Consider the following 12,594-nt stretch of genomic DNA (forward strand, 5'->3'; position numbering starts at 1 on the left):
CAATCCATATAATGCTGGCCCTTGCCCTGTCCTGCCTGATGGCGATTAGTGCCCATGCCGACAGCCTCGCCAGCTTCCTGCCCGAGATTGAACCCGCCGATCTGGCCCCCGGTGCTGATGCCATTGGGCCGGTCCGCGATGACGTTCCGGTTGCACCCGTTCTGAAGGCCGGCGAGACCGTTGCTTGGGCCTTCCTAACCTCTGACTTCGTTGGCACCACCGGCTATTCCGGCAAACCGATCCATGTGGTCGCCGCCATCGATGATCAAGCGGTGCTGACCGGTGTGCAATTGGTCAAACACTCGGAGCCCATCGTTCTGATTGGCATCCCCAACGCGCGCATGGTTGAGCTGACCGAAGGCTATGCCGGTCTGGACTTGAAGGTTGAGGCTGAAACCGGCGGTGAGGGGCATGACCTCGATATCATCTCGGGGGCCACCGTCACGATCATGGTGATTGATGACAGTCTTGTGCGCGGCGGCATCAAGGTGGCGCGGGCGCTGGGGTTGGGCGGTTTGTCTCCGCTGCAGGCCGATGGGCCGAAACGCGAAATCGATCTGGCGCAGGATGCGGTATACGACTGGACCACCCTGTCCGGCGACGGCTCGGTCCGGCGACTAACGCTGGATATCGGGCAGGTCAACGCTGCGTTCGAAGCCACCGGAGATCAGCGCGCCATCAAACGCCCTGAACCCGGCGAACCAGATGACACCTATATTGATATGCATATGGCGTTGGTATCCGTGCCGTCGATCGGCAAGTCGCTGCTGGGTGAGGCCGAATATCAAAACATGGTCGACTGGCTGGACGAAGGCGAGCAGGCCATTCTGGTGCTGGGGCGTGGGGCCTACAGCTTCAAGGGCTCGGGCTATGTCCGGGGCGGGATTTTCGACCGGATTCAGTTGATCCAAGGCGACAATTCGGTGCGATTCTTCGACAAGCAGCAGCGCCGGTTGGGCAAGGTTGCGGCACCCGATGCCCCAAGCTTCACGGAATTGGACATCTTCAAGATCCCCGCTGAGGCCGAGTTTGATCCGGCCGAGCCCTTCCGCCTGCAACTGTTGGCGCAGCGGGCTGTGGGCGCGGTTGAGAAGACCTTTCTGACCTTCGATCTGGGCTACAAACTGCCCGAGCAGTATCTGCTGCCCGTTACGGCCCCTGTAGTCGTCGATGACGCCACCGGGGAGGCAGCAGCCAAGGCCGCGCTTTGGAAACGCATCTGGAAGGATCGCACGGTTGAGATCGGGGTGCTGGGCGTCATGCTTTTGGTGCTGACGGCGACATTCTTCTTCCAGTTCCACGCCACCATGAACGCCCGCGTCTTCTATTGGTTCCGCATCGGATACCTGACCATGACGCTGTTCTTCATCGGCTGGTACGCCAATGCGCAGCTGAGCGTGGTGAACCTGATGGCGCTGGCAGGCAGCTTGCGCACCGGCTTCTCCTGGGATGCCTTCTTGCTGGACCCGTTGGTCTTCATCCAATGGTTCGCTGTCGCTGCCGCGCTGCTGTTCTGGGGTCGGGGTGCTTATTGCGGCTGGCTGTGCCCGTTCGGCGCGCTGCAGGAACTGACCAACAAGATCGCGCGGGCCTTCAAGGTGCCGCAGTGGACACTGCCCTGGGGCCTGAATGAGCGGCTCTGGCCCGCGAAATACATGATCTTCCTCGTGTTGTTCGGGATCAGTTTTGTCTCGATCCCGCTGGCAGAAACCTATGCCGAGGTCGAGCCGTTCAAGACCGCGATCATTCTGAAATTCATGCGCGACTGGCCCTTCGTGGTCTTTGCGCTGACCCTGCTGGGGATCGGGCTGTTCATCGAACGGTTCTATTGCCGCTATCTCTGCCCCTTGGGTGGTGCGCTGGCGATCCCTGCCCGTATCCGCATGTTCGACTGGCTGCGCCGCTACAAGGATTGCGGCACCCCCTGTCAGACCTGCGCCAACGAATGCCCCGTTCAGGCGATCCACCCAACCGGTGAGATCAATCCGAACGAGTGCGTCACCTGCCTGCATTGTCAGGTGCTCTACCAGTCCGAGGACAAATGTCCCGTCGTTATCCGCCAGTTGAAACGGCGGGCCAAGACAGGGTCGGTTCAACCGAAAACCCCCCTCGGACAACCACCGGCGAACCATCCGAACGCCAAACCGCAAACCGTTTCCTAAAAAGGAGGAACGATCATGTCGGAACACGATAAGAAACTGAACGTCACACGCCGCGGACTGCTGGGTGCATCTGCAACCGGCGCCGTGTTGGCCGGAACCGGTCTGGGCAGCACCCTGATGACCGCGAAAGAGGCCAGCGCCGCCGCCAATGCCGCGCTGGAGCCCGGCGAGTTGGACGAATATTACGGCTTCTGGTCCTCGGGTCAGACCGGCGAGGTGCGTATCCTCGGCGTGCCGTCGATGCGCGAGTTGATGCGCATTCCGGTATTCAACCGCTGCTCGGCCACCGGCTGGGGCCAGACCAACGAGTCGCTGAAGATCCTGACCGAAGGGCTGCTGCCAGAGACCAAGCAGTACCTGGCCGCCAATGGCAAAGTCACCTACGACAATGGCGACCTGCACCACCCGCACATGTCCTTCACCGATGGCACCTATGATGGCCGCTATTTGTTCATGAATGACAAGGCCAACACGCGCGTCGCGCGCATCCGCTGCGACGTGATGAAATGCGACAAGATCATCGAAATCCCGAACGCGCATGACATCCACGGTCTGCGTCCGCAGAAATACCCGCGCACCGGTTACATTTTCGCCAATGGCGAACACGAGGCCCCGCTGGTCAATGATGGTGAGATCCTCGACGATCCGTCGCAATATGTGAACATCTTCACCGCCATTGATGGTGATACGATGGAGATCGCATGGCAGGTGATGGTGTCGGGCAACCTCGACAACACTGACTGCGACTATCAGGGCAAATACGCATTCTCGACCTCGTATAACTCGGAAATGGGTATGAACCTGGCCGAGATGACCGAGAATGAGCTGGACCACGTGGTCGTGTTCAACCTGAAAGGCATCGAAGACGCGATTGCTGCTGGCAACTATCAGGAGCTGAACGGCGTCAAGGTCGTGGACGGGCGTAAAGAGGCGGGCGGCAACCTGACCCGCTATATCCCGATCCCGAACTCGCCGCACGGAGTGAACGCAGCACCCGACAAGAAACACATCATGATCAACGGCAAGCTGTCCCCGACCGTATCCGTGATCGATGTGGAAAAGGTCGATGCGCTGTTTGCCGACAATGCCGATCCACGCTCGGCCATCGTGGCGGAACCGCAGCTGGGTCTTGGCCCGCTTCACACCGCGTTTGATGGCAAAGGCAACGCCTACACCACCCTGTTCCTGGACAGCCAGGTGGTGAAGTGGGACATCGCCAAGGCCATCGAAGCCTACGGTGGTGCGGATGTTGATCCGATCCTAGACAAAGTGGATGTGCATTATCAGCCGGGCCACAATTCGACCTCGATGGGCGAAACGGCTGAGGCTGATGGCAAGTGGCTGATTTCGATGAACAAGTTCTCGAAAGACCGCTTCCTGAACGTCGGGCCACTGAAGCCGGAAAACGAGCAGTTGATCGATATCTCGGGTGATAAGATGAAGGTGGTCCATGACGGCCCGACCTTCGCGGAACCGCATGACTCGATCCTCGTGCACCGGTCCAAGGTGAACCCGGTCAATGTCTGGGATCGCAACGATCCGATGTGGGAAGAAGCGCGCCAGCAGGCTGCCGCCGATGGTGTGGACCTTGAAGAGGGCGCCGAGGAGCCGATCCGCGATGGCAACAAGGTGCGGGTCTACATGACCTCGACCGCGCCGGTGTTCAGCCTTGAGAAGTTCACCGTCAAACAGGGTGACGAGGTAACGTTGTATGTCACCAACCTGGATGACGTGGATGACGTGACCCACGGGTTGTGTCTGTCGAACTTCGGCATCGCGATGGAGGTTGCGCCGCAGGCCACCGCCTCGGTCACCTTCATTGCCGACCGTCCGGGCGTGCACTGGTTCTATTGCCAGTGGTTCTGCCACGCGCTGCACATGGAGATGCGCGGCCGGATGTTCGTTGAGCCGCGGAGCGCATAACCATGCGTTGGTCCCTGCTCATACCGCTCCTGCTCGGCTCGCCCCTTTGGGCGGCGGATTGGGATGTGCCCAACCGGGCAGGGGCCATCAACGAGATACTGGCGCAGGCGGCGGATGGGGACACCCTCCGCCTGAGCCCCGGCGTTTACACAGAAACGCTGGTTCTGGACCGGCCCGTCACGATTGACGGGCTGGGACAGGCCACCATCGACGGACAAGGCGAAGGCAGCGTCATCACCGTGACCGGGCCGGGTGTGACCGTGCGCGGGCTGACGGTGATCGGATCGGGCTCGGACCATGACGGGATCGACAGCGGCATTCAGTTGACCAAGACGGCCCATGCGCCGGTGGTCGAAGACAATGTGCTGCTGGGCAATCTCTATGGCATCGACATCCACGGGGCGAAGGACAGCATCGTCCGGGGCAACCGGATCGAAGGACGGCAAGACCAACGCATGAACGAGCGCGGCAATGGCGTCTATGTCTGGAACGCGCCGGGTGCGGTGGTTGAGGACAACGATATTCGCTATGGCCGCGACGGAATCTTTGTAAACTCGTCGAAGAAGAACACCTTCACCGGCAACCTGTTTCGCGATCTGCGTTTTGCCGTGCATTACATGTATGCCGACAATTCGGTGGTCAGCGACAACGTCTCGATCGGCAATGATCTGGGCTACGCGGTGATGTTCACGACCAATGTGACCGTGGCCAATAACGTCTCGATCGGTGACCGCGAACATGGCGTCATGCTGAACTATGCCAACAAAAGCACCATCACCGGAAACGTTGTGAAAGGTGCGAAAGAGAAATGCACCTTCCTCTATAACTCGAACAAGAACGAGTTCACCGATAACTGGTTTGAGGGATGCGGCATCGGCATCCACTTTACCGCTGGCAGCGAGCGCAACCGCATCGTTGGCAATTCATTCATCGGGAACCGGACGCAGGTGAAATACGTCTCGACCAAATGGGTCGAGTGGTCCGAAGACGGGCGCGGCAACTACTGGTCCGATTTCGCCGCTTATGATGTGGATGGCAACGGCATTGCCGATGCCCCCTATCGCCCCAATGACAGTATGGACCATGTGCTGTGGACCCAACCCTCAGCAAAATTGTTGCTCGGCTCCCCTGCCGTGCAGCTGGTGCGCTGGTCTCAATCGGCCTTCCCGGCGCTGTTGCCGGGGGGTGTGATGGACAGCAACCCATTGATGCAAGCCCCTGAACCCCCAGCTATGAAAAAGGTGCCTCATGACGGATAAGGCCCTGTCAATCGACCATGTTCTCAAGGACCGTGGAAAAACCCGCGTTCTTGATGATATCACCCTGTCTCTTGCCCCCGGTCAGCGCGTTGCGCTGCTGGGCCATAACGGCGCGGGTAAGTCGACCCTGATCAAATCCATCCTCGGCCTGACGCCGATCCATGGCGGAGCCATTCGGATCGGAGACGCCACCCCCGGTAGTGCTCAGGCGCGTCGCGAGACGGCCTATCTGCCCGAAGCGGTGTCATTTCATCCCGCCTTGACGGGGCGCGAGCAGTTGACCCTGTTTGCGCAGCTTTCAGGTGCAAAGGCCGACGTGCTTGGCCTGTTGGAGCGCGTTGGTCTCAGCGACGCATTGGACCGTCGGATCGGCACCTATTCCAAAGGCATGCGGCAACGTTTGGGTCTGGCGCAGGTGCTGCTGGGTCAGCCGAAAGTGGCCTTGCTGGATGAGCCGACAAGCGGGCTGGACCCGATCTCGCGGCAGGACCTTTATGCCATCATCGACGAGCTGGCTGCCCAAGGCACAGCCGTTCTAATTGCCAGCCATGCGCTGACCGAGGTCGAGGCCCGTACTGATCGCATCGCCATCATGCGCAAGGGCCGGATGGTCGCTGATGACACGCTGAACAATCTGTCGGCTCTGGCCGGTCTGCCGATCCGCCTGAAGGTGCGCGCCAGTGCCAATCCTGATGTGCTGGCCGCCGAACTGGGTGGCAACCGGATCAATGGGGCATCCGTTGAATTGCTCTGCGCACCCGAAGACAAGATGGAGGCGCTGCGCCGGATCGCCGGATTGGGCGACGCTGTGGCGGATGTGGAAATGACCCCGCCCAAGCTGGAAGACCTCTATCGCCACTACGCACAGGAGGATTTGCAATGACCCGCTTCCTCGCCATCACCCGCACAGAAATGCTGATCCTGCGTCGCAACCGCTGGCTGCTGGTCGCAACACTGATCATGGTTCTGTTCGCCTTGGCGCTGACCTTTGCAGGCAGCGCACCAACGGGCACTTTAGGCGTCGACATGCTGACCGTTTCGGTGGCCTCGATGACCACGCTGTCGGTCTATCTTGCGCCGCTGCTGGCGCTGATGATCGCCTTTGACGCCATCGCCGGCGACGTGGATCGCGGCAGCCTGTCGCTGCTGCTGTCCTACCCGGCGGGGCGCGGAGAAATCCTGCTCGGCAAGTTCACCGCCCATCTGGCCGCTTTGGCCTTCGCCATGACCGTCGGTTTCGGCACCGCAGGCGCAGTGGCCGCCTTCTTTGGCGGCGCGGGTCCGGAAAGCCTGATGGCTCTGGTCCGCCTGATCCTCACATCTATCCTGCTGGGCGCTGTCTTTCTGGCTCTTGGATACTTGCTGTCCGCCCTGGCAAAGGGGGCCACGGCGGCGGCAGGTTTGTCGGCCGGGCTCTGGCTGGTTTTTGTCGTCCTCTATGATCTGGGCCTGTTGGGGGCCGTCGTCATGGACAAGGGCGGCACCTTCACCCAATCCGTCTTTCCGTGGGTGATGGTGGCCAACCCGGCCGACGCATTCCGTTTGTGGAACATCGCCGCAACCGAGGGCGTCGCGATAGCCTCGGGCATGACCGGGGCGGCGCAGGCCCTGCCGGTCTGGGCCGCGCCCGCCTCGCTGCTGATCTGGCCGGTGCTAGGCTTTGCCCTTGCGCGTCTCGCATTTCGGAGAGTTGAGCCATGAGATACCTAGCCCTGATCGCTCTGGTCGCGTTGACGGCCTGCAAAGAAGAGGTGGCCGAGGCCCCCGACCCGGTTGATCTCACCCCGGATGCGCTGAGTTATTTCTGCCAGATGAACATCGCGGAACATGGCGGGCCCAAAGGGCAGATCCATCTGGAAGGCTATCCCGCGCCTTTGTTCTTTGCGCAGGTGCGCGACATGCTGGCCTATCTGAAAAGCCCCGAACGTGACGCCAAGATCACCGCTGCCTATGTCAGTGACATGAGCGTCGCGCCCAGCTGGCGGCAACCGGGGATTTCCAACTGGATCGCAGCCGATGGTGCGACCTTTGTCGTCGGCGCCGATGTGGCCGGTGGCATGGGTGCGCGAGAAGTCGTGCCCTTTGGCGACCCCGCTGCGGCAGAGGCGTTCATTGCCGAATATGGCGGCGCCGCCCTGCCACTGTCTGATATTCCCGATGCCGAAGTGCTGGGCCCCGTCGATCTGGACCTCGCGCTGGAGACCCCCGCATGACCATTCTGACCCGCCGCCGTTTCCTGGCCATCTCAGCCGCCTGCGCCGCCGTACCCGCCGCTGCTGGCAACGTCGCCCAATGGCGCGGTATCGCGCTGGGCGCACCCGCCAGCCTGAGGCTGGAAGGCTCGACGGACGCACAGGCCGCGCCGATCTTTGCTGCGGTCGAGGCAGAGCTGAATCGGCTGGAGAATATATTCAGCCTCTACCGGACGTACTCGCAGATCAGTCAGCTTAACCGGATCGGCCACCTGGTCACCCCGGCGCCTGAGCTGCTGGAGGTGCTGAGCCTGTGTACCACGCTTCACGACGCTTCGGGCGGGGCGTTTGATCCGACGATCCAGCCGCTGTGGCTAGCACTCGCCAGTGGCGCGGCGGGGCCGCAGGTGGAACGTGCACGCCAGACGATTGGTTGGGACAAGGTTCACGTAAGCGCCGGTGAGATCCGCCTGCCGCATCCCGGACGCTCGGCGATTACCCTGAACGGGATTGCTCAAGGTGCGATCACTGACCGGATTGCCGCTTTGATGCGATCCTTCGATCTGCGCGATGTGCTGGTGGATATGGGCGAGGTCGCCGCCCTTGGCCAGCGGAGTAATGGCGAGCCGTGGCGCGTCGGGCTGGCCAAGCCCGACGGTGCTGTCGCCAAACGGATCACACTGCAGGACCGCGCCGTCGCAACCTCGGCCCCCGAAGGCACCATGCTGCAGGGCGATCAGGGGCATATCCTGAACCCAAAGGGGTTGGGTGCGCCCTATCAGGCTGTATCAATCTCAGCCTCACAGGCAGCATTGGCAGACGGGCTCTCAACCGCCCTATGCCTGACCCCACGTGCCAAAGCAAACGCGCTGATATCGCGTTTTCCGGGCGCGCGTATCGAGATGAGTATCTGAACTCGGGTAAAGCTTGTCGTAAGGGGATGGTGCCTCAAGAGGGACTCGAACCCCCGACCTTGTCCTTACGAAGGACCTGCTCTACCAGCTGAGCTATTGAGGCGATGCGGAAGCTCGTTTAACGGCAGCGCGCGGGTCATGCAAGCGTGGATTGCCGGGCCGGTGCGCGGTTGACCACTACGCATTCATCCCGCATCCTGACGCCAACATGATCCGCCCGGCGGGTTACGGTGGTTTATCAGATATTTGGCAAGGTCATTTGGATGTCCGGGAATTCGCAGAAGTCTTATGTGCTAGACACCCACCGGCTGCGCGACCCGGAAGAGACCCTGGCCATCGTCAAACCATTCCTCAAGCAGATGGGCATAACCCGGATCGCCAACCTGACGGGACTGGACCGGGTTGGATTGCCGACAGTGATGGTGACGCGGCCAAACTCGCGCTCGGTCGCGGTGTCGCTGGGCAAGGGGCTGTCGCTGAGCGCAGCCCGGGCTTCGGGCGTGATGGAAGCGATTGAATCCTGGCACGCAGAGCGGATCGAACTGCCGCTACGGCTGTCCAGCTTTGCTGATCTGGCGGTGGAGTATGTGGTCGATGCCGACCGTCTGCCCAGCGTCACCGGCGGGCAGTTCGACCCTCATCAGGCGATACTGTGGGTGCTGGGGCGCGATCTGCCCTCGGGCCAGCCCTGCTGGGTGCCGTATGAGATGGTGGACACCGATTATACCACCTCGCCCGTGGCTGGGCAGCGGGCGTTTCCGCGAACGACAAACGGGCTGGCGTCCGGCAACAACCTGACCGAAGCCAGTTGCCACGCGATCTGCGAGTTGATCGAGCGTGACGCCACAACGCTGTGGCACCACCGGGGCGCAACCCCGCGTGTTGATCCCCGTACAGTGGACGACCCGCGTTGCCTTGAGGCGATGGAACAGATTACTGCGGCGGGGCTGGATTTGGGAATCTGGGAAACGACCTCGGACATCGGCATCGCCAGCTTTCGCTGCGCGATCTGTGAGGGCGGAAGCACGACGGGCCATATCGGCATCGGCGACGGCTGCCACCCGGATCGCGCCATTGCCCTGCTGCGGGCGCTGACCGAGGCGGCGCAAACACGGTTGACCTATATCTCGGGCGCGCGGGATGATCTGGACCCGGAAGAGTTCTCGGACACTGCCCGGAACTGGCGCAGCGGATACATCCGCGAACTGATCGATGGCTCGGCGCCTATCGGTGATTTCACCGAATGCCCAACCTACGTGACCGGATCTTTCACGGATGACCTGTCTTTGTTGCTGGCGCGCCTGTCCGAGGCAGGCATAGATCAGGTGGTCACTGTTGATCTGTCGCGACCCGAAATTGACATCGCAGTGGTGCGCGCGGTGATACCGGGCTTGGAAGCGCCCCATGACGATCCCGACTTTGTCGCAGGCCCCCGTGCGCGAGCGGTGATGTCATGAGTGTGGTTGTTTTTGTCGGGCCGACGCTACGGGCCGAAGCCGTACGCGAACATCTGAACGCCACTATCCTGCCCCCGGTTCAGCAGGGCGATGTGTATCGGGCAGTGGGGGAAAAGCCGCGTGCGATCGGGATTATAGACGGGTATTTCGACGGGGTGCCCTCGGTCTGGCACAAGGAAATCCTGTGGGCCTTGGAGCAAGGTATACCGGTCTTTGGCAGTGCCAGCATGGGTGCGCTGCGCGCGGCAGAGCTGGCGGATTTCGGGATGATCGGGATCGGCCAGATTTTTGAGGGTTACCTGAATGGTGCCATCGAAGATGATGACGAGGTGGCGGTGCTGCACGGCCCTGCCGAGCTTGGCTTTCCACCGCTGAGCGAGCCTATGGTCTCGATCCGCGCCACCATTGCGCAAGCCAAGACAGCGGGTGTGTTGTCGTCAGAGACGGGCGACGCGTTGCAGCAAAAGGCGAAAAACCTGCACTACCGTGACCGGGTTTGGGATCGCATCCTTGAGGGCACTTCTGACCCGCAACCCTTTCTACGATGGTTACCCGACGGGCAGGTGGATGCGAAAGGGGACGACGCCCGCGCGATGCTGGCTGAGATGGCCCACTTTCTGAATGCTGGAACGAATGTGTCAGACGCACATCGCACCGAACGGACGCTGGTCTGGCGTGACCTCTGCGCCCGTGTGGATGGGGAAGCCGCACAACAGGATAGCGAGGCGCGGGCGCTAGTGGATGAGCTGCGGCTTGATCCGGTTCTCTACGCGCATCTGCGTGATCGCGCAGCGTTAGGCTTGCTGTCTAAGGACGAGACCCGCCGACAGGGTTTGGAGCCGGATAAAAACGCCGTGGTCAAGCAAATGACAGAGCATCGGCTGGAGGCCAGACTGCCCCGCCACGCGGATTTACTCGAATGGCTGGAAGAAAATGACCTGACCCTTGTGCAGTACGAGGCGATGCTGGCTGACAAATCCCGTATCGAAATCGCAATCCAGACGCTGGCCGAGACAATGGATGCCGCTTTGCTGACCGAGCTTCGACGCTCGGGCGACTACAGCGCGTTGCGCGACCGGGCGCAGCGCAAAGCGGCGCTGTTGCCGGATCAAAGCAACGCTGCAACCCGGACGCGCGCCTTGATCTGGTATTTTGAAACACGTCTTGACCAGAGGGTGCCGGATGATCTTGACTCCTACGCGATCGGGCTTGGCCTTGAGGGGCGCGATACCTTGGTTGATTTGATTGCCGCCGAGTTCATGTTTTGCCAAGCTGGTGGCGATCCGGTTGACCAAGAGGCCGGATTGGCAGCCGGTCTGCACGCCGGCGGATAACGGGAGGGAAAATTGGCAATCTGGCCCGACTATTCAGAGAATGACCCCCCCGGCACGCGGTTCTTACTATATCCGCAATCGCCCTTTTTAGAGCCGAATTCCAAGCCCGAACTGGTCGAAATATCGGCCCCGCAAGGGACCATAGGCCCAGGCCCATCGGGCCCCCGCATGTATGCGATGTACCCGGTCGACAAAACGACCCCCTATGGCGCGATAATCGAGGGTGAAGACGGCCCCGAGATGTATCTGCCCGCATGGGACGGCTATATCCTGCCGCCGCCCGAGCCCGATGAGTTTGGCAATTTCATCCATATCGATCCCGAGGACCCGGCCTTTGAAGCCGCCCATCTGTTCGGAGCGGCCCATTTCACCATGGATGTGTGGGAGGGCTATTTTAATCGCCCGATCCCCTGGCATTTCGCGCGTGATTTCGAGCGGCTTGAGCTATCGTTGCTGCCAAGTCTAGATAACGCGCATATCGGTTGGGGATTTCTGGAAACCGGTGGCACTCGCGATATCGGTGACGAATACCGCCCCTACAGCCTGAACTTCGATGTGGTCGCGCATGAGATCGGCCATGCCATCATCTACAGCGTGGTCGGCATGCCATCCGAAGAGGATGCGACCGGCGAATATTATGGGTTCCATGAATCGGCGGCCGATATGGTGGCGCTGTTGGCGTCGCTGCATTTCGGCTCGGTCGTGGATGAATTGCTGAAAAACACACGCGGCAACCTTTATACTTATAACCGGCTGAGCCGCTTTGCCGAGCTGTCGCAGAACTCGCAAATCCGGATCGCCGCCAATGACCGGACGCTTTCTGAATTCTCGCATGGATGGTCCAGCGAACACGCCCTGTCGGAACCACTGACCGGGGCGATGTTCGATATTCTGGTCGATATCTACCACGAACGACTGGTAGCACATGACGTGATCGACCCGGAGATGGAGGAGCTCTCGGACGAGTTGGAAGGGACCGACGAATACAATGCGATCATGCAGGACCTGTTCGACGAACATTACGCAGCCGACCCCGAAGGCTTTCGGGTTGCCCTGATCGAAGCGCGTGATTTGCTGGGGTCCTATCTTGCAGATGCGTGGGAGAAATTGGACCCCGATATGCTGAGCTACTTCGGCGTTGAACGCGCCTTGGTCATGGTCGATCACGAGGTCACCGGCGGCGCATTCCGGCAGATTATCGAAGGCAATTTCCGCATGCGCCACATCGGTTTGACAGCGCCCGGCCCCCGTTTGACCAAGCCCGACGGCACGAGCCATGCCGCGTCGGTTCGTACGCTGTCACCCGAGGTGAATGAACCTTAAAGTCTTTGTTTTTCCCCCGCTATTGTGGCA

General features: G+C 60.9%; 10 protein-coding genes and 1 tRNA gene. 10 read left to right on the forward strand and 1 reads right to left on the reverse strand.

Features of this window, described 5'->3' with window-relative positions; translation table 11 throughout:
- The first annotated feature begins 11 nt into the window (after positions 1–11).
- From ACR0BT_RS18645 to ACR0BT_RS18675, 7 genes are read left to right on the forward strand one after another with little or no spacing between them, the layout of a single operon-like run.
- The gene (locus ACR0BT_RS18645) at positions 12–2,162 is read left to right on the forward strand and encodes a 4Fe-4S binding protein (RefSeq protein WP_480763824.1); all 2,151 of its coding nucleotides are present in this window, start codon (positions 12–14) and stop codon (positions 2,160–2,162) included.
- A gap of 15 nt (positions 2,163–2,177) precedes the next feature.
- Entirely contained in the window at positions 2,178–4,085 is a 1,908-nt protein-coding gene (gene nosZ / locus ACR0BT_RS18650) for a TAT-dependent nitrous-oxide reductase (RefSeq protein ID WP_170466506.1), read from the forward strand.
- A 2-nt stretch (positions 4,086–4,087) separates the two neighbouring features.
- Entirely contained in the window at positions 4,088–5,344 is a 1,257-nt protein-coding gene (locus ACR0BT_RS18655) for a nitrous oxide reductase family maturation protein NosD (protein ID WP_480562903.1), read from the forward strand.
- Positions 5,334–6,227: an ABC transporter ATP-binding protein gene (locus ACR0BT_RS18660; protein WP_170398101.1), complete on the forward strand. Its 894-nt coding sequence runs from the start codon at positions 5,334–5,336 to the stop codon at positions 6,225–6,227. The genes ACR0BT_RS18655 and ACR0BT_RS18660 overlap by 11 nt, the downstream gene beginning before the upstream one ends.
- Positions 6,224–7,045: an ABC transporter permease gene (locus ACR0BT_RS18665; protein ID WP_480562902.1), complete on the forward strand. Its 822-nt coding sequence runs from the start codon at positions 6,224–6,226 to the stop codon at positions 7,043–7,045. Before ACR0BT_RS18660 ends, ACR0BT_RS18665 begins: the two co-directional genes overlap by 4 nt.
- Positions 7,042–7,557, forward strand: coding sequence for a nitrous oxide reductase accessory protein NosL (locus ACR0BT_RS18670; RefSeq protein WP_170595018.1), 516 nt, complete (start codon positions 7,042–7,044; stop codon positions 7,555–7,557). Before ACR0BT_RS18665 ends, ACR0BT_RS18670 begins: the two co-directional genes overlap by 4 nt.
- Positions 7,554–8,450, forward strand: a complete 897-nt coding sequence (locus tag ACR0BT_RS18675) for an FAD:protein FMN transferase (RefSeq protein ID WP_480562901.1) — start codon at positions 7,554–7,556, stop codon at positions 8,448–8,450. Before ACR0BT_RS18670 ends, ACR0BT_RS18675 begins: the two co-directional genes overlap by 4 nt.
- Before the next feature lie 27 nt (positions 8,451–8,477).
- Here the strand turns inward: ACR0BT_RS18675 and ACR0BT_RS18680 are convergent.
- Positions 8,478–8,553, reverse strand: a tRNA-Thr gene (locus ACR0BT_RS18680).
- A 160-nt stretch (positions 8,554–8,713) separates the two neighbouring features.
- On the opposite strand from ACR0BT_RS18680, the gene ACR0BT_RS18685 reads away from it, so the two are divergent.
- Genes ACR0BT_RS18685 through ACR0BT_RS18695 form a run of 3 tightly spaced genes read left to right on the forward strand, consistent with a single transcriptional unit; the run spans position 8,714 to position 12,564 of the window.
- Positions 8,714–9,907 (forward strand): YcaO-like family protein, encoded by a 1,194-nt coding sequence (locus ACR0BT_RS18685; RefSeq protein ID WP_480763809.1) that lies wholly within the window; start codon positions 8,714–8,716, stop codon positions 9,905–9,907.
- On the forward strand, positions 9,904–11,241 hold the full coding sequence (locus tag ACR0BT_RS18690) for a TfuA-like protein (protein ID WP_480763810.1): 1,338 nt from the start codon (positions 9,904–9,906) through the stop codon (positions 11,239–11,241). Before ACR0BT_RS18685 ends, ACR0BT_RS18690 begins: the two co-directional genes overlap by 4 nt.
- 12 nt (positions 11,242–11,253) lie before the next feature.
- Positions 11,254–12,564 (forward strand): gluzincin family metallopeptidase, encoded by a 1,311-nt coding sequence (locus tag ACR0BT_RS18695; protein WP_480737474.1) that lies wholly within the window; start codon positions 11,254–11,256, stop codon positions 12,562–12,564.
- Positions 12,565–12,594 lie beyond the last annotated feature (30 nt).

The organism is Ruegeria sp. CJ6, from assembly GCF_056536665.1.

Excerpts from the sequence above, each read along its gene's own strand:
- ACR0BT_RS18670 (WP_170595018.1), top strand. The coding sequence starts at position 7,042 with ATGAGATACCTAGCCCTGATCGCTCTGGTCGCGTTGACGGCCTGCAAA.
- ACR0BT_RS18685 (WP_480763809.1), top strand. The coding sequence starts at position 8,714 with ATGTCCGGGAATTCGCAGAAGTCTTATGTGCTAGACACCCACCGGCTG.
- ACR0BT_RS18675 (WP_480562901.1), top strand. The coding sequence starts at position 7,554 with ATGACCATTCTGACCCGCCGCCGTTTCCTGGCCATCTCAGCCGCCTGC.
- ACR0BT_RS18645 (WP_480763824.1), top strand. The coding sequence starts at position 12 with ATGCTGGCCCTTGCCCTGTCCTGCCTGATGGCGATTAGTGCCCATGCC.
- ACR0BT_RS18690 (WP_480763810.1), top strand. The coding sequence starts at position 9,904 with ATGAGTGTGGTTGTTTTTGTCGGGCCGACGCTACGGGCCGAAGCCGTA.
- ACR0BT_RS18665 (WP_480562902.1), top strand. The coding sequence starts at position 6,224 with ATGACCCGCTTCCTCGCCATCACCCGCACAGAAATGCTGATCCTGCGT.
- ACR0BT_RS18655 (WP_480562903.1), top strand. The coding sequence starts at position 4,088 with ATGCGTTGGTCCCTGCTCATACCGCTCCTGCTCGGCTCGCCCCTTTGG.
- ACR0BT_RS18660 (WP_170398101.1), top strand. The coding sequence starts at position 5,334 with ATGACGGATAAGGCCCTGTCAATCGACCATGTTCTCAAGGACCGTGGA.
- nosZ (WP_170466506.1), top strand. The coding sequence starts at position 2,178 with ATGTCGGAACACGATAAGAAACTGAACGTCACACGCCGCGGACTGCTG.